Origin of the sequence: Bacillus cereus group sp. MG4 (assembly GCF_040460055.1) — a bacterium.
In the GTDB taxonomy this organism is placed as follows: Bacteria; Bacillota; Bacilli; order Bacillales; family Bacillaceae_G; genus Bacillus_A; species Bacillus_A wiedmannii.
In genome coordinates this window covers 1,111,863-1,135,325 of sequence record NZ_JARVGZ010000001.1, presented here as the reverse complement: position 1 = coordinate 1,135,325, position 23,463 = coordinate 1,111,863, and the positions used below count along the sequence as shown (strand labels likewise).

Here is a 23,463-nt window from a genome sequence, read left to right as displayed (position 1 = left end):
AATAAAATGAAACGTTTATCTTTTCTAGACCGATATTTAACACTATGGATTTTTCTAGCGATGGCTGTTGGGATTGGTTTGGGGTTTGTGTTTCCTAGTGTAGTAGACGGACTGAATACATTACAAGTAGGAACAACGTCTATCCCGCTTGCTGTTGGTTTAATTGTAATGATGTATCCACCATTAGCGAAAGTTCGCTACGAGGAAATGGGCCGGGTATTTAAAGATGTAAAAGTGTTGGTTTTATCTTTAGTACAAAACTGGATTATTGGACCTGTACTTATGTTTGTTTTAGCAATTATTTTTCTTCCAGATAAGCCAGAGTACATGGTTGGTCTCATTATGATTGGGTTAGCACGTTGCATTGCAATGGTCATTGTTTGGAACGATCTTGCTGATGGGGATAAAGAGTATGCGGCAGGTTTAGTGGCTTTTAACTCGGTATTTCAAATGTTATTCTTCTCGGTTTATGCATACGTGTTTGTAACCGTAATTCCAGAATGGTTAGGGATTGAAGGTGCTATTGTCGATATTACAATGATAGAAGTAGCAAAATCAGTATTTATCTATTTAGGAATTCCTTTTATATCAGGTATGTTGACACGCTTTGTACTAGTTAAGTTAAAAGGAAGACAGTGGTATGAAAAGGTGTTTATACCTAAGATTAGTCCACTTACATTGATTGCATTGCTATTTACAATCATCATTATGTTCTCTTTAAAAGGGGAGATGATTGTTAGCGTGCCACTAGATGTAGTAAGAATAGCGATTCCGTTATTCATCTATTTTATTGTGATGTTTTTTGTTTCTTTCTTTATGGGAAGAAAAATTGGTGCAAACTATCCGGTAACAACAACGTTAGCATTTACAGCAGGTAGTAATAACTTTGAGTTAGCGATTGCTGTAGCAGTTGGTGTGTTTGGTATTCATTCGGGCGCAGCATTTGCAGCTGTTATCGGACCGTTAGTGGAAGTACCTGTCATGATTGCACTTGTAAACGTCGCTTTTTGGTTTAAACGTAAATATTTTAATGATCAACCAGTCTAAATTTAAAAACAAAGGCGGAAAACAACATGGAAAATAAAAAGACAATCTATTTCTTATGTACAGGAAATTCATGCAGAAGCCAAATGGCAGAAGCATGGGGTAAACAATATTTAGGAGATAAGTGGAATGTTTATTCTGCAGGAATCGAGGCACATGGAGTAAATCCAAACGCAATTAAAGCAATGAACGAAGTAAATATCGACATAACAAATCAAACATCGGATATAATTGATGCAAACATTTTAAATAGTGCTGATTTAGTCGTTACGCTTTGTAGTCATGCAGATGCTGTCTGTCCATCTACTCCGCCGCATGTGAATCGTGTTCACTGGGGATTTGATGATCCAGCAGGAAAAGAATGGTCTGAATTTCAACGTGTGCGTGATGAAATTGGTGAACGTATAAAGTGCTTTTCTGAAACAGGGGAGTAAATAAAGAAAAGAGTCAATCTTCTATTGCATAGGAGATTGGCTTTTTTTATACATAAAGCCGACTACATTGATTTACAAAAAATACTAAATTAAATAGAGAATATTCTGATGAAATGATAAAGTTAGAATAGATTGGTTTCGGAAAGGTGGTTTAACTTATGATTTCTGAATTAAGTAAGAATGATTTTTATAAATGTAGCAGTTTAATAAATGAACACGGTCAATTAGAAGTCAAAGCTGTAATTACGGGAGTGAATCCTGGTCGAATATTTGTAGATAACGAGACTTCTCCTAATTCGGGACTCATTTGGTTAGGTAATAATGATGGCTTCTTCTTTATTGGAAATGCTGAAAATGAAGAGTTTAATAAAGAAATGAATCGTTTTATTAATCATGTAATAGTACCTGAGGCGAGGACAGCAGGACTAGATTGCTTTGAAGGAATCGGGAATCATTCAAAGTGGAATAAAACAATCGAAAGAATATTTCAGCACCGTAACTTAAAGCGTTGGAATCAAAGAGTGTATATGCTAAGAAAAGAGGATTATGAAAATCATCATGAGCCTAAATTTGAACAGGGATATACTGTGCTGAAAATGTGTAAAGCTCTCTATGAAAATAATAAAAAGACATTTAAGAACATTGATTTTTTACAATCAAAAATTTTAGAGTTTTGGTCTTCACCGGATTGTTTTTTCAATGAAGGAATCGGTTATTGCATTGTTTATGGTGATCTAATTGTGAGTGTTTGTTTTTCAGGATTTGTATTTGAAAATATACACTGTATAGATATTGAAACAATAGAGGAGCATCAGGGGAGAAAATTAGCTCAAACGATAGCTCATAGTTTCGTAAAAGAGTGTTTGGAGAATAATATCATTCCATATTGGGACTGTATGGAATTAAATAAACCTTCTGTGGCCGTCGTAGAAAATGTAGGCTTTACAAATGTGTTTAATTACGTAGGATATTATTTTTCTTTTGATTAAATTAAGTGTATTTTACAAACCTATCATCGAGGGTTGTTACATGTAAGGAGAATAGAATGAAACACATAATAAAAGACATATTAATAAATTATTTTGAAGAAATTCATTCACTAGCAGTGGAAGAAGAATTACATAATGATAGTTGGAATCCAGATTTACACTATAAAATTAGGGTGAATGGAAAGCGGTATTCCGCAAGGTTTATAAATAGCAAGCGAACAATCAATCCGGCTTTTGGGGCGTTACCAAACGAACAACTAATAGAGCAAGTACGGTATACGTATTATTTATGCGAGCAGGGAATTCCTTTTATGCAAATGAACAAGAATAGGGCAGGAGATTCATTTACGATTGTCAATTGGAATGATGAACAATACCGATTTGTATTGTCTAATTGGATTGAAGGAGAACATATTACACATTGTACAGAAGCTATCGCAAAAGCCTTCGGAAAGGAAGCAAGAAAGATCCATGATATTTCTTGCGCATTTCAAAGCTCGATTTTTCAAAAGAAATCTCATTTGGATGGGTATGCCCAGTTTATTCATATGTTAGAAAGTAAGGCAAGCGCATGTAAAGAATTACGGGAGTATATAGATCTTGCTAAATATCATATAAAGTGCGCATATACGATTGAATTAGAGTTTATCGTACAAACAGATTTAAATCCTTTGAATGTTTTATGGGACTCAAATCAACAGGTAAAAGGAATTGTAGATTTTGAGTCTATTAGTTATGTAGACCGCATTGAAGGATTGTCCTTTTTAATAAAATGGTATTCTCGAACAGAAGGAATACATTCGCATGAAGTATGTTCAAGTGTTGCTAGTGCATTTTTAGAAGGGTATAAGGCTCATAATATTGTAACATCAAATGATTACAAAAGACTTTCTTCGTTACTATGGCTATCCGGTAGTTAGAATTGGAATTTTGTGAAGAAAACGCTAAGTGTAATAAGTGATGAGAGGGAATTAGAAAAACATTTGGAAGTTTATAGAACTAGGGGAGAAAGACTATCTTCATTATTAATTTGTACATAACATGTATTCTCCTAATTTGGGATTCAAATAAGAAACCATAGGAGGTTTTCTAAAAATGAAAATACAAATAGTATTGTTTGATGGTTTCGGAGAGCTCGTCTCCTTTGCACCTTTTGAAGTATTAAATAGAGCGATAGAAGAAGGAGCTCCATTTACAGTTGAACTTGTATCAAGTGAACAAAAACAAGAAGTTACTACTTCGTTTGGAGTTACAGTTAAATTACATGATTTTTTACGAATGAATAATCGTCCAGATTTGTTAATTGTACCTGGTGGTGGCTGGAATCATAAAGCAAAACACGGGGCACGCAAGCAAGCTGAGGTTGGTACTTTGACTAAAATAATTAGAGAGATGCACAATAAAGGAACGATTGTTGCTGGAGTTTGTACTGGAGGTATGTTACTAGCTGCATCCGGTATATTGAATGATAAAAAGGTAACAATGCATCATTTGGCGCAGAGTGAAATTCCTACATATGGGGCAGAATTTCTTCCTTACAGAATTGTGGATCAAGGCGATAGTATTACCGCAAGAGGAGTTACTTCAGGGCTTGATTTAGGTCTTTGGATAACGGAAAGGTTCGCAGGTCCCAAAATTGCAGCTGCTGTTGAATATAGAATGGAATATGAGCGGCGAGGTGTTGTTTGGAAGTAATTTGACCGTAATCATAGTTTTTTGTTGTAGAACGTTTTAGATATTTTAAAAGAGAAAGAGCCAACTTATACGAGCAGGCTCTTTTTTTATGTATTCATTTTTTATGTTTAATAATTGGGCTGAATATAACCTAATTTTATTCCCTTCGTGACAACTTCTAAAATGAGGGAAGTTCAACATAATGGACATAAACGTTGCTTATACATGTAAAGTAAGATGTCATAAAATGAATAAAGACTGCTAATTTTTGTGCACTTTGATTATGTAGAAATAGGGGGGATGACATGAAAGACAATACGCCTAAGAAAATCTTATTTATTCAATCAGGAATTCCTTTTTATTACCCAATGATCGAAGCAGCAATTTTGAATAGTTTACAAAAGGTAAACAGCGATACAAGTATGGTGAGTCCGGAAAAAGCTATAAAAACCGCGTTAAAAGTGAAACCAGATTTTATTTTGGTACTAAGCGGTTTAAGTGAAGAATTTTATCACATTATGCCATTCTTAAAAAAGGCAGGGTTTACTACTGGGCTTTGGCTAACAGATGATCCTTATTATACGGATGTAACACAAAATCTTGTTCCGTATTATGATTACATATTTACGCAAGATTTAAATTGTATCAAGTTTTATAGGGGGATAGGATGTAATAATGTGTTTCATCTCCCTTTAGCAGCAAATCAAGATGTGTTTAAGCCTTCTCAGAAAGAAGATACATATAAGTATGATCTTAGTTTTATAGGCACAGCATTTGAAAATAGAATTAACTTTATTGATTCTATTTCAGAGTATTTAGCAGAAAAAAACATAAAAATTGTGGGGTTCGGTTGGGAGAAGTTAAAGAATTATGAAAGATTAAAGGATAAAATACAACTCTTACCACTTGCAAAGTATGAAGATGCGTTACAATTTTACGTATCGACTAAAATCAATATAAATTTACACCGTTCACCAAATGATCAGGAATTGAATTGTAATGCTGCAAATATCCAAGCCTATTCAGTAAATAATAGGACGTTTGAAATTAATGCCGTAGGTTCTTTTCAATTAACTGATATACGCCCAGATATATCAAAGCATTACATACCAGGTGTTGAAATAGAAACTTTTAATAGTGCACCAGATTTTATACAAAAAGCAGAGTATTATTTGGAACATGTACAAGAAAGAAAACAAATAGCGAAAAATGGACTGGATAGGACTTTGAAACATCACACATATGATAGGCGTGTATTACAATTATTAAACTATATTAATTTCATGGGTGTGAAGATGTAGTCTAACTATTAGCATCGGTAAACATGAAGTTAAGCATTTGGTGCTTTTAACTAGATTTAACTCTCGCATTCTATAAGAAGCATTTACGAAAAAGGGATTTGGATAATTTTATTGAATTTATTTATTATGAAAAAACAATTTCGCATTGGAACTAATATATATATGATGGTTAGAGGAGATTAAAAATGAATCACTTTTTTGTAGAATTTGGCGAATATGAAGCAAGTGTTTGTGAATGGGGAGATAAAAGTAATCCTCAAATCATTTGTTTTCATGGTTTAGGAAGTACAAAATTAAGTTTTATGGAAATGGCGGAATTGTTAAAAGATAAATATCATGTTGTATCGTTTGATCTACCGGGACATGGGAAAACACCAAATTTTGAGAAGGATGAAGATTACGGTGCATCCCATTTAACAAATTGGGTAGTAGCATTACTTGAGCAGATAGGAAAAGAAACATTTCATATATTAGCACATTCATGGGGAGCAAGTGTTGCGCTTCACTACGCAGCAGAATGTCCAGAAAAAGTGAATAAAATGGTTTTGTTAGATGGTGGTTATCATCATGGCAAAATGAATGCAAATTATTTTGCGGAGCTATATAAAGGTGTGAAAGAAGGAGAGTGCCCACCGCGGTCATTAGAAGAAGAAATCACCCATTACGAAAAAGATTTTGATGAATATATTTTTGACAGTAAAGAAGCATTCATCCAATCAGAAAAAATGGCTTACAGTAGATGGTCACCATTAATAGAGCGTGCGGTTTATGATTTAATGCGAGAAGAAGATAGTAAAGTGAAATGGCATGCTAATGGCGATACCGCTAGAAGGGTAATTAAGTTTCAATATACAGTGTATAAAACGTTGAAATCAGATAAAATTAAAAGCGATATTTTATTATTGTATTGTGATCTCCCACATAATTATTTAGAAATAAGAGAATTACAGATTGAGGAATTTAAAAAGCATATTGATATTACGACTAAGCTTTATATAGATACAGGGCACCTAATGCATTGGGATAGACCAGAAGAGATTGCTGAGGATGTTTTAAATTGGTTCATATAAAGAAGGTCCGTTGTTCGAATTTGAGCAACGGATTTTCTTTTGAAAAACTTAATGTAGTTGTCATAATCAGCTCCTTGTAAATAGAGATAATAAAGCTAGCTATAAGTCCAAACGGTTGTAAGCCTAATACCCAAAATTTCATGTATCTCAACTGTACCCCATATTAGAAAAAACGATATTTTGATGCAAAGTTATCGTGCGAGCAAGAACGATTTTTGGCTTTTTATTATCGGCAGGATTATTAATCAGTTACTTGTTTTAAATAAAAAATATTATTATGTGAGTAAACCCTTATTTATAGATTTTTATATAGATATATTAGAGTTTTGTTTTTATAGCGTGTATTTTCCCTTTTAATCAAAAGCAAACTTTAAAAACAAATAAAAATATCAAGCATCAAGAACGAAAGTGCATGGAATATACATTGTTAGCTTGTTGGGTATGTGGCGCTACCCCATCGCTATCAAGCTAAGCTTATGCAAAGTCAATTTTAGGCTTGATTGTTTCTTTTTTCTAAAGGGCAAGTGTAGGTGATTGAAAGATTTGCATACGAAATAAACCCTAACGGGTTTCACTTTTTTGAATTAAGCGGCTTGATTGTCCGACATAGTACAATTGTAAACGACACCTAATATATCAAAGACCGTTTTCTTCTCATATCGATGAGATTTCCGCCCGTTTTGCTGTAGGAGATTGAACAGACGAAGTAACACCTTTGATAGCTCTTGGGTGTTTTTTTGTATAGTTTGGAATAGAAGAAGAAAATAGTTTTTAATCATATATATGGCTTTATACTCACTAAGCTCTCATTTTTTCTTCATGAGGAGCAATTGGCGCATTTGAAACATGATAGAAGAACAGAGTAGAATGGCAATCAATTGACCATATAAATGGCACTCCAATCGTTCGGGTTTTATCTTTTTACAATGATGGATTTGAAAGAATGACTTCCACGTTTTAAATAAAATTTCGATTTGCCAACGCAAAGAATACCAGTCATGTACCTGTCCCATCGGGACAATATCTGTAGAGGTGTTTGTCATATATACATTGATACCACTGAGTCGTTTACTACGAGGAGAATACTTCATTCCTTTCTTTTTTTCTCTTACAGCTTGATCTTGTAATCGTTTTTGTTGCTGTTGTTTTGTTAATCGATGAACAATTACACGAGCTGGCACTTTATCAATCATTCCTACATAAGCATCAGCTATTTCACATGTTTGTCCTGGTTGAAGGGAGTTCATTAACGTCTCCATATCTATCTGTATATACTCTGTACCTTTCTTAATTCTTCCATCTTGAAAATAATCAGGGTTAGGATTCTTTTGATAAATAAGTGTATTCGACTTGATACGAGAGATATAGTAGGCCTCCTTATCTTGCATATACTGAAGGTCTTTTAAATGAAAATAACCTAAATCTCGGATACATAAATCATTCGCTGTCACAGTTGGGGCACACAGAGAGCCGTAAGTGCGATCATGTTGTTTACCTGGACCTGTATGAATATGTAGGAACTGTCCACTTAACAAATCATACTCAAGTTGAATTTTTATCCCAGCTGTATGGCTGCATCCTCCTGCACCTGGATAAACCGATGAAAATACATCCGGGAGTTGAAATGCAGTTGAATCTAAAATACGAATACGCTTGAAAACAGAAGTGTATGGAGAAGAAATTGGCATAGATGCGGCCAATTTTTTGCTTAGTAGTTCGGCTAGTAGACGTTGTAAAAGTTGGACGGCCGCCTCATTAAATCGTTGATTCAGTCCCTCAGGACTGATAAGCACTGCTGTTGATGCTTCTAAACAGCTAGATAACTGAGTTAAAGAAGTCATAGCTATATTTTGGCTCAGCCATACACATAAAGCGACTAAATCTTTTGCTTGGTACTTACTGGTTCGTTGTACAAAACCAACATCTCTGGCAAGATTCCGTAAGGTATTTGGAGATAAAAAGCTTTGAACCTCTTGAGCAAATAGTTGTAATTCGTCAGACACAGAAACAGACATAAAAAACGCCATCCTTTCCTATGATTCTACAGAAAGAATAGCGTATTTTTTCATTTTAAGGAAATTTAGTTTTATTAGCTTGGTAGTACCACACATCCATCAACTTAAAGGACTATTTTTGAACTTGATTTTTATGAAATATGCACCCGAAAATTTATAGTAATAATTCTTATGTTACCTTTCTAGTTATTAGGATATTTTTTCTTAATATATGCATACTAAACATACTATAAAAGGTACATAGAAAGTGAGGGAATCATGGCTAAATTTTTGAGGCGTTTAAAATATAGAGATAATCCTAAGTCATTTCCAATACGAGACAATACTCATTTTCAGGAAAAAAATATTGAGGACTCCCTCTTAGACGCTGATTTATCAAAAAACATAGCTGATATTCAAAATATATTTCGTCAAGCACCTGATTTAGTGATTCGGCGGTTTCAAATAACAGTAGATGGATTAGAAGCAGCTTTAGTATATTTGTCTGGATTAACAGATAAAGAATTGATTCAAAATCATGTTCTAAGTCCTTTGATGAATAGTGATTTTGATACCAAGAAAGAACTTCCAATTCCATTAGGACAAATTAAACTTATTAATACATTGAGTCAGATTGAAAATGCTATTTTGGGGGGAGATAGTGTTTTATTAATCCACAGTCGAACAACAGCACATCAATTGGATACGAAAGGATGGCCACAAAGAAATGTTGAAGACGCTCATAATGAAATAGCTCTTAAAGGTGCGCATCAAGCATTCATAGAAACGGGAAGTCAAAATATCGCAATGATTCGAAGATATATTCCTCATCGTGAATTAATGATAAAAGAAATAGTAATTGGTGTAAGAAGCAAAACAAGAATTTCTATTTTATATTTGAAAGATGTAGCTTCGGAAGATGTGCTGAAGGAATTAGAAACAAGAATTCAAAATATTACAGTCGACGCTGTTGCTAGTAATGGCGAACTTATAGAATTCATTGAAGATAATCCTTACTCACCGTTTCCGCAATTTATATTAACTGAAAGACCTGATTTGGCAGTATCTCACATTCTACAGGGCAGATTTGTAACTGTAATGGATCATTCGCCTAATGTGTTAATTACTCCAACAAATTTTATTTCCTTTTTTCAAGGAGTGGATGATTACGGTACAAGGTGGTTAGTTGCGTCATCTATTCGGGTGCTTCGTTTTATCGCCTTTATGGTTGCTTTATTTTTGCCTGCGAGTTATGTTGCGTTTATTTCTTTTAATTTTGAAGTTATTCCTGTAGAGCTGTATTTATCTATTGCAGAATCAAGAACGCGCGTACCCTTTTCTCCAGTTTTGGAAGCATTACTTATGGAATTAACATTGGAAACGATGAGAGAAGGGGCTTTACGGATACCTACTCCAATCGGTCAGACAGTTGGAATTGTAGGTGGTATTGTCATTGGACAGGCGGCTGTTCAGGCAGGAATTGTAAGCAACATTATGATTATTGTTGTTGCTGTTACAGCCATCTCTTCTTTTGTTATCCCTAATTATGATATGGGAGCGGCAGTAAGACTTTTACGCTTTCCGATGATGCTAGCAGCTGCCTTATTTGGAATTGTTGGACTTGTTATCGGGTGGATGACTTTAATTGGACATCTAAGCAGTCTTAAATCGCTAGGTACTTCTTACGGAACGCCATTAGCACCGTTCCGCTTTGCAGATATGAAAGATGCTTTTGTACGCTTTCCTTTATGGACATTAAGAAGGCGTCCTAAGGGTAATGGAACCATTCAATCTATTCGACAAGGAAAGAATCATAATAAAAGGTGAAACTATGAAAAAGTATGCCTATAATGAAATCACTCTTATGCAGTATATTATTTTAATCAATGGGGTGCAGGTGGGCACTGGCGTTTTATCGCTTCCACGTGTACTTGCAGAAAAAGCTGGAACAGATGGATGGATAGCAATATTGATTGGTTGGATATTCTCCACAATATCAGGTGTATTTATAGTGAAAACTGCTGCAAGATATCCTGAGGACACGATTTATGACATTCTTATACGATTGTTTGGAAAAATAGTAGGAAAAGCATTCGTTATTATTTACATGATGTACTTCGCTTTTTATTCTTGTATCGTTCTTGTAAACGCTATGCTTTACCTTAAGGGATGGCTTCTCCCGAAAACGCCTGACTATATCGTTATCTTTTTGTTTTCGATTCCTACCTATTTTGTTGCACGTAACGGTCCTAGCGTTCTAGGACGATACTCCGAACTTTTTTTTTATATGGCGCTTTGGATTCCGATATTTTTTTTGATCCCCCTTAAAGGTGACGGAAGTTGGATGCCCTTCTTTCCGCTCTTAAAAGAAGGGTGGAAACCTATATTAACGGCTGTACCAACCACTGTTTTTGCTTATTTAGGGTTTGATATTGCTTTCTTTTTATATCCATTTTTACAAAAAAAACAGTATGCAGTCCATGGAATGGTTATAGCAAACACTTTAACAATGTTATTTTATTTATTTGCTACTATAGTTTGCTTTGCTTATTTTAGCCCTGATAGCATTACGCAATATAATCAACCGGTACTAAATTTACTGAAAGTAATTGAATTTCGTTTTTTAGAACGTTTTGACATGATTTTATTGGCTGTTTACTTAACCATTGTTTCTACATCATGGATTCCTGCTTTATACTGTTCTGTATTTTGTTCAAGCCAATTACTTGGAAAACAAGATCACAGCTCTCATGTAGTTGTTCTCTTATTACTTATCATCGGATTTACATTTTGGACTCATCCTAGTTGGAATGAAGCCGAAATGTGGCAACAGATATTATCGAATGCTGGATTAGGATTAACCTATATATCGCCTGTGATTTTATGGCTGTATTGCTATCTATATAAGAAGTTTCGCCAGGGGGGGATACATTGAAAAGAAAAGTACTATGTTGTATTTTGTTATCGGTGTTCATGTTGACTGGCTGCTTTGATCAAAGAAATGTTGAAGATGTTTCTCTTACTCTTGTTCTTGGTATCGATTTAGATCGTAATGATAATTTATTAGTGTATATATCAAGTCCGGTTTTCAATAAAGAAGCAAAGATAAAAGAAGAAACTACTGGTGTAAAATCTGCTACGGTTCGAAAAGCTAGAGACCAATTTGATGCTACTGTTATGGCGCTTACCGCGGGAAGTAAAACACAGGTTATTTTAGTTGGAAAAAGGCTACTGAAACGAAAAAACTGGGAAAAATACCTCGATCCATTTTACCGAGATCCCAAAAATACAGTTACCGCAAGGGTTGTCGCTGTAGATGGACCTGTTTCAGACGTCATCTTCTATAGCCAAAAAGATAAGCCGCGGCTTCCGATATATTTAACAAAACTAGTTGATACAGCTTCTTTAAGAAATATCACAGTGAAAACAACTCTTCAAGAACTATATGAACAAAGAGCAGACAAAGGTGTAACAGCACATATTACTGAGATGAAAAAAAAGAATAAAATATGGGTGACAGGTACAGCTTTATTGGATGAAAAAGGAAGGTATAAATTAACGCTAAAATCTGATGAAAACAAACTATTACGCATTTTGCAACAGGCAACTGCAGGTGAGTTTCCATTTACAGTTCCAATTAAGCTAAATTCGGATAGCCAAGATAAAGATTTGATAAGTTTTGCTGTCAATGGTATTAATGTAAAGACAAAGGCGAGATATGATGATCATTTTATATTTAATGTAGATGTAAAGATGAGAATCGGTATTACAGAACGGCTATTTTCGTTTAATACAAGAAAGGACGCAGCAAAATTACAAAAGGCGATTGAAACTAAGCTGGAAGCTGATTTCAAGCAATTAATAAAAAAAATACAAACTGCCAAAATCGATCCTATTGGGCTTGGAGAATATGCAAGAACTTACACATATCCAGAATGGAAAAAAGTCCAAAATAAATGGAATAACGAATTAGCAAAAGGCGATGTAAACGTCAAGGTTAATATTAAAATTAGCGGGATGGGAACGATTAAGTAACATGAATTCAACTGTAATTCGTAATAAAATTGCAAGTACTGTCTACTTTAGAAGGAGAAATGCCTTAAATAGGGGCACCGCCACATCGCTATCAACCTAAAATTTTATAGTACCCCCAGACCGAAATTTTGTGTTAACTTGTAACAAAAACGCTCATTTTTTCGTTTTGGGGTAATTCTGAATTCTTAAGTTGATGGGCATGGGGTAGCACCAACATTACGCGAATTTCGTACGCTTAGATGTAAAATGACAATAAAGTTATTTAATTTTACAAGTTCAAACTACCATAACCCCGTTCTAAATTTAGGACGGGGTTAAAGGTATAGTTGTTTATTTTTTATTAAGATAATCCTTTACCTTATTTGCTTCTTCATAAGGATATTGATACTCTAGAATATCAGCAACTTCAATAGCTACTTGTTCAAATAAACGAATCATTTCAAAAAGGGAATTCCATACTTGTTTATACTCTCCATTAGGGTACGTCTTCAATAAACTTTCCCATATGTTCTTATTAACATAGCGCTCTAGGTACTTACTGTTTTTCCCTACACTCAATGAAAAATTGGTTTCTATGCCAACTTTCCACTCAAGCATTGTTAATAGCATTTCTCTTACACTATTTAAGTGTTCATAAGAGTAAAGTATTTCTTCTCTCCATAACCCTTTAGCTACATTAGTCGAAATCCACCAAAATTCATTACAACAATCAGCAAAAAAAACAGCGGATGGTTTTTTAACCCAATATCCTTCATCAGTTGGCTCATCTAGTATAGGCATTTTTTTATCTTTATCTAACAGAATAATTGTTAATCCATCTTCAGAACAATACTCATTTTTTTCCTCAATAGGAATAAGCATTAAATCAATTCTATTCCTATCCTCAAATAACATTAGGTATGTGAATCTTCCATCCAATTCAGGTGGAATTAACTCCATATCCTCGGGTGTTTGCATTATTATTCTTTTCCCAAAAACATCTACCCAATCAGGATTATTTAGAAATGATTGGAAATCTGATACAAGATAAACGATATCGTAATCCCTAAAATTATCTTTTGGTACTTTAGAGTTTGCTCTAGAACCATTCATTCCAACAGCTCTTACCCTATCATCTTCATTAGAAACTCTTAATATTAATTCCATCATTTCTTTTTCTGTACGCATTCTTTATTCCTCCTAAAAATGTAAATAATATTAATAAATTTTTATAAACATTTCTAAAAGGCGGACCTCTAATTAGGATTGTATAACGTTATATAAAGTGCTCCATCATTAACATCCTAAATCCTCCATTTTCTAGATCGAAATTTATTCAGTGAATAAAATGTTATTTTTAATAGAATATCACAATATTTTTTAAATGCCTATTTTAGTTTAAAAGGACTTTATTCACTAGTTGGTTATAGAAACCTTATTGCTATTGAGATGGACTAACCAGTACCGATAGTCCACCTAGTCCCTAAAACGTTCGTTTTTGACACTTGGGTGTTTACATGAATTCACTAAATAGCTCACCTTCCATTTGTTATGGTTTTCAAAATAACTATTTACATATAATTTACATTAGTGTACTATTTGTCTAGTACACTAATACAGAGGAGGAAAGAAATGAAAACTGATTTTTCTCCTAATATCCCTATTTATGTTCAGGTAATGGAATACATCAAAAAAGAAATTGTAACAGGACGTTTGGCGCCAGGTAAAAAAATTCCTGCTGTACGTGAATTAGCTGGTGAATTACAAGTGAATCCAAATACAATTCAACGTACGTTTCAAGAGCTAGAACGGGAAGGTATTGCTGAGACACGTAGAGGAACAGGAAGATTTGTAACCATGAATGAAGAAAAAATTACAGAGCTACGCAAAGAAATGGCAAAAGAATTGCTTAATAATTTTATAAATGGAATGAGTAACTTAGGATTTATGGAAGAAGAGGTTCTCTCAATACTCCGTTCTTCTTTGGAAAAGAAAAAGGAGGGAAATGAATGAAAGAATTATTGAAAGTTGAAAATCTGTCGAAAAGATATAATTTAAAAACAGTGATTCAAGATGTAAGCCTAACAATCTCAGAAGGAAAAATTATCGGTCTTATTGGTGAAAATGGTAGTGGGAAAACGACATTATTAAAAATGATTTCGGGTTTACGATTTCCTTCCAAAGGAAGTATTACAATTAAAGATAAAAAGGTGGGATTAGAAACGAAAAAAATTGTTTCATTTATGCCCGATAGTCCTGTTTTTGAAAAATGGATGACCGTAAAAGATGCTTTGTTGTTCTATCGAGATATGTATGCTGATTTTAATCTACAACAAGCAATAGATTTGATAGCTAACTTTAAAATCCCGCTAGAGGAGAATATAAGCATCTTATCAAAAGGGAAAACAGGGATATTACAGCTAATATTAACTTTTTCAAGGAAAGCAACAGTATATGTATTAGACGAGCCATTAGGTGGAATTGATCTTGTTTCTAGAAAGCATATAGTAGATTTAATTCTTAACTTTTATCGTGAAGATAGTACCATTCTTATTTCGACTCATTTAATAGAGGAAATCGAAAATATATTTGATGAGGTAATCTTTTTAAAAGACGGGAGTATTGTATTGCATGAAAATGTAGAAGAAATTCGTTTTCACCATGGAAAAGCAATACATGAGTTATTTAAGGAGGTTTTTGAGAAATGAATCCACTTTTTCGCTATTTATTTAATTGTAATAGAAAAAAGATAGCCATCCTTTATTTTGGATTTATTACTATTTCGTTACTTCTTTTATTTAATATGATTGGACTATCAAAGCTAACAAATCAGCTTACAAAGGATATAACATTGGGTATATATGTATTAATTATAGGTATCACTGCATTTTTACTGCTTTTAATAGCTTTGCCTTCTTTCAATAAAATGCTAAAAAATACTATGATACGTTATACAGCCATCTCAGGAAAAAAATATATATATGCAAATTTATTCTTTTTCACGTTAATGTTTATTCTTTTACTAGTAATAGGCTTAATTTTTCTATACTATTTCTCACAAAGTACCTACGGAGGAAAAGTAATCAGGGGATACCAACAAGAATTTCATAAGTTATATGCATATGGATTTCTTCATCACATACTTTCTGCTTTATTATGGGGAATCGATTTCATGAGTATATTAATCTCCTGCTATTTCGTCATGGTAATTACAAAACTGATTCCTATAAAGTCATCAATGAGTAAGATGGTTTTATCAGTTGTTTTCCTTGCAGTATGTTTGACAATCCAAACATTTGTACTGGATGTTTTAAGTAAATTAGAGAAATATGTAATCACCATAAAGAGTACGGGGTTCATAGATAAAAATGGTTTTATTGACACATCACTGTATCCTAGTGAAGGGTTTACTATTTTAGATATTTGTTTTACTTGCTTATTTATTATTGTCCTAACAGCTATTACAGGTCGTATTATTGATAAAAAATTAGAAATATAAAGCTTCATTTTAAAGGTAGAGTGTATTTAGGAGGAAAAAATGAGAACAACTAATCCAATATTAAAAAAAGAAAAATTTCATAAAGAGAATACAAATGCTTCTACGATGACTATTGGCGGAACGATAGCAAAAACATTCATTTTGCTTATCTTACTTCTTGCAGCGTCTGTCTATTCATACGTACAGATGACACAAGGGACAATGAAAATACCTGTGTTAATTGGTATTATAATAGTTACTCTAATTTTCGCATTTGTAGTTATATTCATTCCTCGTATATCACCAATCTGCGCACCGATTTACGCAGTATTACAAGGAATTTTATTAGGAAGTATTTCAGCGTATTATACAATGCGATTTGGTGATTCTATCGCTTTAACTGCTGTATTACTAACAATTTCGATTTTATTTGCCATGCTAGTGTTATACGCAACTCGAATAGTAAAAGTAACTAAAAAGTTTCGTGCGGTTGTAACGGTTGCAACACTTGGAATTCTTATTATGTATTTTATTGTTTTCTTACTGGGCATCTTAGGGGTGACTGTTCCATATATTCACCAAGGTGGGGCAATTAGTATCATCATAAGTACAATTGTAATTATTGTTGCTGCATTAGATTTATTACTCGATTTTGATTCCATAGAAAATGGTACTCAGAGTGGAGCACCTAAGTATATGGAATGGTACAGCGCAGTAGGGCTTATGATGACATTAGTATGGTTATACTTAGAGATCCTTCGTTTGGTTTCTTACATTATGAAAAATAAAGACTAGAAAACATCCTGCATGATTCAAACATGCAGGATGTTTTTTGTATCTCATATTTTCAATTAAATTAATATAGGTAGTAACGAATGTATGATGTTGCTGTATAAAAAGTCCAACCAATGCTTATAAGGTTACAGCTCTCCCTCTGTAACCTTCCTTCGATTACTACAAACAATTAACTGTAAAAAACGATTAATCCTTAGCGTACGAAATTCGCGTTTTGTTGGTGCTACCCCATGCCCATCAAGCTAAGGTTATGCAAGTTTAATCTCATATGAGATTTTTTCTTTTTTCTAAAAATCCAGTGTAAGCTCTTTAAAGATTTTCATACCAAATAAACCCTATCGGGTTTCAATTTTTGAATTACGCTACATGATTGTGAGACAGGGAAAAGTCATAGACGACGCCTAAGATATCAAAAATTGTTTTCTTCTCATACCTATGGGATTTTCGTCCGTTTTTCTGTAAAAGATTGAACAGACGAAACAATATCTTTGTTAATTCTTGGGTGTCTTTTTGCAAAGATTGATAAATAAGTGAAAAATAATCTTTTATGATATAAGTTGCTTTATATTCGCTTAATTCTCGCTTCTTCTTGATGAGGAGTAGTTGGCGCATTTGAAACATGGTAGAGGAACAAAGAAGGATACTTATTAATTGCCCGTATAAGTGACATTCTAGTCTTTCTAATTTTACAGAACTACATTGATGAATACGAAAAAATGATTTCCATGTTTTAAAAATAAGCTCAATTTGCCATCGTAAGGAGTAAAAATCGTATACTTGCTCTTTTGGCAGATATTCCAATGGAATATTTGTAACGTAAAAGTTAATTGCACTAAGCCGCTTACTGCGTTCTTTATAGGTTATTTGCTGCTTATGTTCTTTAGATGCTAAATCCTTTTGTCTTCGCTTCATTTGTGTTTCAGTTAATTTATACAGAATAAGTCTTGCAGGAAGCTTTTGATACATTCCAATATAGATTTCAGGAATTTCATATGTTTCACCGGACTGTAATTGGTCAATAAATTGTTCCATATCTAATTGGATGTACTCAGATTGCTTTTTTATGGTTCCATTTTGAAAGTATTCAGGTTCTTTATTCTTCTGATATATACGTGTATTAAGCTTTAATCGTGAAATAAAATAAGCACCACACTCGCTTATAGTATGTAAATCTTTTAAGTCGAAATATCCTAAATCACGTATACATACATCGTTCGGTTGAAGGGATGTTAAACAAGTAGAAGCATAAGTTTTATCATTGTGTTTTCCTGATCCTACATGAACATGAAGAAATTGACCACTTAGTAAATCATACTCTAGTTGAATTTTTACTCCAGCACTTTGACCGCTACCACCTGAACCTTGATATGTAGAAGTGAATTTATCTGGAATTTGAAAATGTGTAGAATCCAATATACGGATACGTCGAAAATAGTTTGTATACAAAGTTGGAATCTTGCTAGAAGAACAAAATTGTTGGTGAAGTAAATGTGCTAAGAGTTGTTGTAAAAACTTAACAGCCTGAGGGTTAAAACGTTGATTGATTCCCTCAGGACTCATGGAAATACCGGTGTTAGCTTCTAATCGACTACATAATTGTGTCAATGAAGAACGAGCCACATTTTGACTTAACCAGACACACAAAGCTACTAAATCTTGTGCTCGATATTTACTTTTTCGTTTAACAAATCCTATATTTTTAGCTAATTGCTCTAAAGCATCAGGTAACATATATCGTTGTAACTCTTGGGAATACAATTGCAGCTCATCTTGAATTGAAAAGCACATTATAAAAACATCCTTTCTTTTGATTCTAAAGAAAGGTTAACGCTTTTTCCGTTTTTATAACAGGGTTTTTCGAAGGTTTTAATTTAATCCTAATTATATTTTTTATAAATTCTAAAGCACATTCCCTATTTTTGGTATGATAGACAGGAACTATTTTTTTAGAACAGGAGACAATAAATGAAAACAATCATATTAGGATTATTAGTTATATTTCTATTTATATTTATGTACATGTCTTTAGTAGGAGATGAGAATAAGAGTTCTTTAACTCCTAATCTGATTTCAAAGATAAAATACTTAGAGACTGATTCTGTTGCTGGAGGTATATTTAGAGATTATGGCCAAGAAGCAAAATCAGTGTTTGAAAAACTAAGTAGTCAGAAAGATATTGTAACAAAAAAAGATTTTTGGAAGAAGAAGTTTTTTGAGGAATCTTCTCAACGTAACATTGACTTTGTATTAGATGATGGTAAAAAAATCAAATTCAAAGTATTATTTTTTAGTGTGAAACCATACTTTGATGAAGCGTATGTTCAACGTATAGGAGATGATTCCATTTACCACTTAAATAAAGAAGATGCAACAGATATAGCAACCCAATTTGCAAATCGTTAATACTTTTCTTGAAAATTTATGTTTTATATCTATCAATTATAAAATAAGAACATCCCCAAACGAATTTTTTCGTTTTGGGGATTATTTATTGTATTAGGTTGATGGGCATGTGGTGCTACCCCATACCCATCAACTTAAGAATTTTATAACACCCCCAGGATGAAAATTTCGTGTATTTTTAATAGAAAACGGCTTATTTTTTCGTTTAGGGGGTATTTGCTTTTATAAGCTTGATAGTGATGTGGCGGTACCCCACATTCATCAACTTAAGAAAAAGTAACACCCAAAAAACAAAAAATGAGATGACTTCTCAAAATAACTACCTGTAGAGAAAAAAAAATTTCATTTAGTGGGTACTTCAAAACCTTACCTTGATGGCGATGGGTTCACCATATCAAAAAAGAAAACTGTGCGTATAGACATATTTTTCAACCGCTTCCTGTATGTTAAGTGACTCGTTATTTTTTTTACAATTTTTTATTATGAAATTCTAAATAACTAATTATAATAGATGAAAAAAACGATCAACAGTTGTGTTACGGAAAGGATTCAAATTTACATTCTTTCTCAATACATATTATGGATAAATAAAGTAAAATATGGGTTGGGGTTATGTCTCATGTTGTGTTAATACTAACAATAACTAAGGGTACATAGTATGCTTTCATATCTTTGAATAATTTTGTTATAGGAGAGATGGAGATTTAAATGGCTCAAATTGTTGGTATTGATAGATACCATTTGTAATGGGGCTTTAATCTATATGCGTGAAGGCCTTTCCCTAAGTCTTGTCAGGAAGTAAGGAACAGTAAGCAAACACTTATACAATATGAATAGAGGAGAGGAATGCCTTATGAAAATACGTAGTCAAATTACATGTGCAAGTCTGGCCCTTTTAATAGCTGGAAGTTCCCTGTTATATACAACACCAAATTCAATTGTAAAAGCAGAGCTCACTCAAAATGTATCTAGTTCGTTACAAACAAATACTCAACGAGATCGTACTTCCGTCAAGCAAGCAATGCGGGATACATTGCAACTTGGATACCCGGGGATACTTGCTAAAACTTCTGAGGGTGGAAAAACGTGGGGGTATGCCGCTGGAATAGCGAATCTGAGAACCAAGAAACCAATGAAAACAGATTTTCGCTTTCGCATTGGGAGTGTGACGAAGACGTTCACCGCAACAGTTGTACTTCAATTAGCTGGAGAGAATCGCCTGAATCTAGACGACTACATCGAAGACTGGTTGCCTGGTGTCATTCAAGGAAATGGATATGATGGTAACAAGATTACTATCCGGCATATATTGAACCATACAAGTGGTATCGCTGAATACTCAAGGTCAAAAGACGCTGATTTTACGGATACAAAAAAATCGTATACGGCTGAAGAGTTAGTGAAGATGGGGGTTTCTCTGCCTCCAGACTTTGCCCCAGGAGAGGGCTGGTCTTATTCAAACACAGGATACGTATTACTGGGCATTCTCATTGAAAAAGTAACCAGAAACAGCTATGCGGAAGAGATTGAAAATCGGATTATTGAACCACTTGAATTGTCGAATACATTCCTACCAGGCAATTCAAGTGTTATTCCAGGCACTAACCATGCCCGTGGATACATCCAACCAGACGGAGCAAGTGAGCTAAAAGACGTTACTTATTATAACCCAAGTGCAGGTAGCTCTGCTGGAGATATGATTTCTACTGCTGACGACTTAAACAAATTCTTCTCTTACTTGCTCGGTGGCAAATTACTGAAGGAACAGCAACTAAAACAAATGCTTACTACAGTTCCTACAGGAAAAGAAGGAATCGATGGATATGGTCTTGGAATCTATGAAACTAAGCTTCCGAACGGTGTCTCGATATGGGGACACACAGGTGGCATTCTAGGGTTTACTACTCTTGTTGGAGGTAAACTTGGAGGCAAGCATACGGTGGTCGTCAATTGGAACAGTTTGGGTAGAGCTGACAGTCCTAATCCTTTTAAAAATATTTTACTTGCTGAATTTAGCAAGTAGGAAAAAAGGAAAAATTCATCGTAGTTTTCATAGTTAAAAATATACTTTTCTGGTTCAAAAGCCCCAACTTATTTTCAAGAAAAATTTGGGGCTTTTTTTGTTTTGGTGGCGTTTATTCTTCTTAAGTTGATGGATGTGTGGCGCTACCCCTATGCCAATCAAGCTAACATTTTGAAATGCCCCAAAAACGAAAATTTCATCTTTTCATAGGTGTCCATGAGAGTTGAACTCATTTTTTCGTTTTGGGGTAATTTTGAATTCTTGAATTGCTGGCAATATGGTGAGAACCTTTAATCGTAATCAGCATTATGATAATCGTTATTTAAGCTGGGCACTCTTCCATGGGGACGATATTCTATGTGAAAGGTATTATGTTATTACTTGTACTGAGGCTCTTCATGTTCAATTTGTTGAAGACGAGGATTTAAAGATTCAATAATTTCTTGAGTTTGTTGTGCTGCACCTTTATATAATTGTTTTGCTTGCTTGTTATCAGTATCAAGAACAAATCCTTCTAGGCATGCTTGAGCACTCTTTAATCCAGCGATAGTTTGTTTAAGTTTAGTACTTATTGTCATGTAGTATTCCTCCTTGTAAATGTACTTCAAAATATAGAGTGCCTATTTTGTTATCATCGTACGACTTCCAATTTTAGGGTTATGCGAATGAGAAATTTTATAGTTAATCATTCAAAGAAGGGTTTTTTAAGCTAATAGATGCATGGAATAGTTTTGTCCCAATAACAAAAACTAACAGAAATAAAACGATAATATATAAAGGAGATTAAATATGCTGAAAAAGATAGGAAGAATTTTCCGAGTATTCCTCTTTTTATTTATCGGTGGATGTTTAGTTCTGTTTGTTTGGGGTGAAATTGACAGAACGATAGCCGAAAAAAATGGGGTATTTAGCCAGAATTCTAGTCAATACCCTATGCGTCAAAGTGATATTACTTTGTATACAGATGGGAAACAGTTAAACAATCAACTATTCTCAGATATAGAGAAAGCAAAGTATTACGTGCATGTTAACTTTTTTTCTATTGCTGATGATAAAGTAAGCCATCAGTTTCTAGACTTATTGCGGAAAAAAAGTCAAGAAGGTGTAGAAGTATACTATGCTTTGGACAGGTTAGGTGGAATTTTACTAAAGAAAAAGGAAAGAGAATTATTAGTTAAAAAAGGAGTTCATTTTACATATTACAATAAACCTGCTTTCCCTTATCTTTTTTCTTCTTTGGATCATCGGAATCATCGTCGTATTTCAGTTATTGATGGAAAGGTTGGTTACATTGGTGGATTCAACATCGGAAAGAAGTATTTGGGGGAAAAAGAAAAACTTGGTTATTGGAGAGATTATCATCTTCAAATACGAGGAGAAGGAGTTCAAGATTTAGAACAACAATTTGTATTAGACTGGAAGAGAAACTCAGAGAAACCGATTCCGATACACAGTGCGGTAAAGGAAAAGGGAGCAACCTCGCAACGATTTACTGCATATTATAGTGGAGAAAAACTTGGGCAAGATTATAAAATGCTGTTTCAACAAGCAAAAGAATCCATTATTATATTAACACCTTATTTTATACCAAAAGACAGAACTATTTGGAACGCATTAGTAGATGCAAGAAAGAGGGGAGTCCGTGTCAAAATTCTATTCTCACCTCATTCGGATGCACTATTAGTTAAAGAAGCAGCATATCCATATATCCGAAAAGCATTAAAACAAGGGATGGAAGTATATGGTTACAAAAATGGGGTGTTACACGGTAAAGTATTTTTGATTGATGAAAAAGTATTGATGGTTGGGACCGTGAATTTTGATTCACGCTCGTTTCATTTAAATGAAGAAATGAACTGTTATATTCATGACCCTATCTATATTTCGAGAATAAAACCAGTGATTAATGCAGACTTACAAAATTCAAAGCAAGTAACATCCTCTGACGTCAACCAATTATCTATAAAAGAAAAAATAAAAGAAAAGGTTGCAAAAATATTTGAGTATTATTTGTAAAGACAATGTATTTTTATACTTGGATAACAGGGGCTATATGCTTAGTGATTTTACATATTTTTCATGGAATCAGCTGGGCAGTTGCTACAAGTTCGATAGAAAAGGCTGTGATTGATGTATTTCACGATCTCGTCGTGGAGAAGCAATGGTATGGCTTTTTAGATCTTTGGGTAATCTTAGGTTGATGGCGGTACCCCATCAACCTAAGAAAACAGGTCACCCCCAAAA

Annotated in this window: 19 protein-coding genes and 2 pseudogenes; 17 read left to right on the top strand and 4 right to left on the bottom strand. The window is 33.8% G+C overall.

Annotated features, from left to right (window positions below; translation table 11 throughout):
* Positions 1-6: 6 nt before the first annotated feature.
* The 7 genes and pseudogenes from arsB to QCI41_RS05875 all read left to right on the top strand — a co-directional run bounded on the left by arsB (position 7) and on the right by QCI41_RS05875 (position 6,512).
* Positions 7-1,047 (top strand): ACR3 family arsenite efflux transporter, encoded by a 1,041-nt coding sequence (gene arsB, locus QCI41_RS05905; RefSeq protein WP_353837975.1) that lies wholly within the window; start codon positions 7-9, stop codon positions 1,045-1,047.
* 26 nt (positions 1,048-1,073) lie between these two features.
* A complete protein-coding gene (gene arsC, locus QCI41_RS05900) occupies positions 1,074-1,478 on the top strand; it encodes an arsenate reductase (thioredoxin) (protein WP_353837976.1) in 405 nt (134 codons plus the stop codon).
* Positions 1,479-1,636: 158 nt separating this feature from the next.
* Entirely contained in the window at positions 1,637-2,467 is an 831-nt protein-coding gene (locus QCI41_RS05895) for a GNAT family N-acetyltransferase (protein WP_353837977.1), read from the top strand.
* Between the two features lie 56 nt (positions 2,468-2,523).
* Positions 2,524-3,507: pseudogene (locus tag QCI41_RS05890) on the top strand (phosphotransferase).
* A gap of 55 nt (positions 3,508-3,562) precedes the next feature.
* Positions 3,563-4,162, top strand: a complete 600-nt coding sequence (locus QCI41_RS05885; RefSeq protein ID WP_353837979.1) for a DJ-1/PfpI family protein — start codon at positions 3,563-3,565, stop codon at positions 4,160-4,162.
* A gap of 284 nt (positions 4,163-4,446) precedes the next feature.
* Entirely contained in the window at positions 4,447-5,442 is a 996-nt protein-coding gene (locus QCI41_RS05880) for a CgeB family protein (protein WP_353837981.1), read from the top strand.
* Between the two features lie 185 nt (positions 5,443-5,627).
* Complete coding sequence (locus QCI41_RS05875; RefSeq protein ID WP_353837982.1) at positions 5,628-6,512, top strand: alpha/beta fold hydrolase; 885 nt, start codon at positions 5,628-5,630, stop codon at positions 6,510-6,512.
* Positions 6,513-7,096: 584 nt separating this feature from the next.
* Here QCI41_RS05875 and QCI41_RS05870 read toward each other — a convergent pair.
* A pseudogene (locus tag QCI41_RS05870) lies at positions 7,097-8,527 on the bottom strand (IS4 family transposase).
* Between the two features lie 258 nt (positions 8,528-8,785).
* Between QCI41_RS05870 and QCI41_RS05865 the strand changes: the two are divergent.
* From QCI41_RS05865 to QCI41_RS05855, 3 genes are read left to right on the top strand one after another with little or no spacing between them, the layout of a single operon-like run.
* Positions 8,786-10,333: a spore germination protein gene (locus QCI41_RS05865; RefSeq protein ID WP_353837983.1), complete on the top strand. Its 1,548-nt coding sequence runs from the start codon at positions 8,786-8,788 to the stop codon at positions 10,331-10,333.
* Positions 10,334-10,337: 4 nt separating this feature from the next.
* Positions 10,338-11,441, top strand: coding sequence for a GerAB/ArcD/ProY family transporter (locus QCI41_RS05860; protein WP_353837984.1), 1,104 nt, complete (start codon positions 10,338-10,340; stop codon positions 11,439-11,441).
* Entirely contained in the window at positions 11,438-12,541 is a 1,104-nt protein-coding gene (locus QCI41_RS05855; protein ID WP_353837985.1) for a Ger(x)C family spore germination protein, read from the top strand. Before QCI41_RS05860 ends, QCI41_RS05855 begins: the two co-directional genes overlap by 4 nt.
* Positions 12,542-12,871: 330 nt before the next feature.
* Here QCI41_RS05855 and QCI41_RS05850 read toward each other — a convergent pair whose 3' ends face one another.
* Positions 12,872-13,708 (bottom strand): aminoglycoside 6-adenylyltransferase, encoded by an 837-nt coding sequence (locus QCI41_RS05850; protein WP_353837986.1) that lies wholly within the window; start codon positions 13,706-13,708, stop codon positions 12,872-12,874.
* Positions 13,709-14,152: 444 nt separating this feature from the next.
* Here QCI41_RS05850 and QCI41_RS05845 point away from each other — a divergent pair, with 444 nt between their 5' ends.
* From QCI41_RS05845 to QCI41_RS05830, 4 genes are read left to right on the top strand one after another with little or no spacing between them, the layout of a single operon-like run.
* Positions 14,153-14,533, top strand: a complete 381-nt coding sequence (locus QCI41_RS05845) for a GntR family transcriptional regulator (protein ID WP_353837987.1) — start codon at positions 14,153-14,155, stop codon at positions 14,531-14,533.
* On the top strand, positions 14,530-15,228 hold the full coding sequence (locus QCI41_RS05840) for an ABC transporter ATP-binding protein (protein ID WP_353837989.1): 699 nt from the start codon (positions 14,530-14,532) through the stop codon (positions 15,226-15,228). Before QCI41_RS05845 ends, QCI41_RS05840 begins: the two co-directional genes overlap by 4 nt.
* Positions 15,225-16,019: an ABC transporter permease gene (locus QCI41_RS05835; protein WP_353837990.1), complete on the top strand. Its 795-nt coding sequence runs from the start codon at positions 15,225-15,227 to the stop codon at positions 16,017-16,019. The genes QCI41_RS05840 and QCI41_RS05835 overlap by 4 nt, the downstream gene beginning before the upstream one ends.
* Positions 16,020-16,058: 39 nt before the next feature.
* Positions 16,059-16,793: a Bax inhibitor-1/YccA family protein gene (locus QCI41_RS05830; RefSeq protein ID WP_353837991.1), complete on the top strand. Its 735-nt coding sequence runs from the start codon at positions 16,059-16,061 to the stop codon at positions 16,791-16,793.
* A 357-nt stretch (positions 16,794-17,150) separates the two neighbouring features.
* On the opposite strand, the gene QCI41_RS05825 is transcribed toward QCI41_RS05830, so the two are convergent.
* Positions 17,151-18,581 (bottom strand): IS4 family transposase, encoded by a 1,431-nt coding sequence (locus QCI41_RS05825; protein WP_353837992.1) that lies wholly within the window; start codon positions 18,579-18,581, stop codon positions 17,151-17,153.
* 177 nt (positions 18,582-18,758) lie between these two features.
* Between QCI41_RS05825 and QCI41_RS05820 the strand changes: the two genes are divergently transcribed.
* Together QCI41_RS05820 and QCI41_RS05815 are read left to right on the top strand one after the other, a co-directional pair.
* Entirely contained in the window at positions 18,759-19,196 is a 438-nt protein-coding gene (locus QCI41_RS05820) for a hypothetical protein (protein WP_353837993.1), read from the top strand.
* 853 nt (positions 19,197-20,049) lie between these two features.
* Positions 20,050-21,219 (top strand): serine hydrolase domain-containing protein, encoded by a 1,170-nt coding sequence (locus QCI41_RS05815; RefSeq protein WP_353837994.1) that lies wholly within the window; start codon positions 20,050-20,052, stop codon positions 21,217-21,219.
* Between the two features lie 377 nt (positions 21,220-21,596).
* Here the strand turns inward: QCI41_RS05815 and QCI41_RS05810 are convergent, their stop codons facing one another.
* A complete protein-coding gene (locus QCI41_RS05810; RefSeq protein WP_353837995.1) occupies positions 21,597-21,797 on the bottom strand; it encodes a DUF1657 domain-containing protein in 201 nt (66 codons plus the stop codon).
* 211 nt (positions 21,798-22,008) lie between these two features.
* Between QCI41_RS05810 and QCI41_RS05805 the strand changes: the two genes are divergently transcribed.
* Positions 22,009-23,235, top strand: coding sequence for a phospholipase D-like domain-containing protein (locus QCI41_RS05805; RefSeq protein WP_353837996.1), 1,227 nt, complete (start codon positions 22,009-22,011; stop codon positions 23,233-23,235).
* Positions 23,236-23,463: the final 228 nt, after the last annotated feature.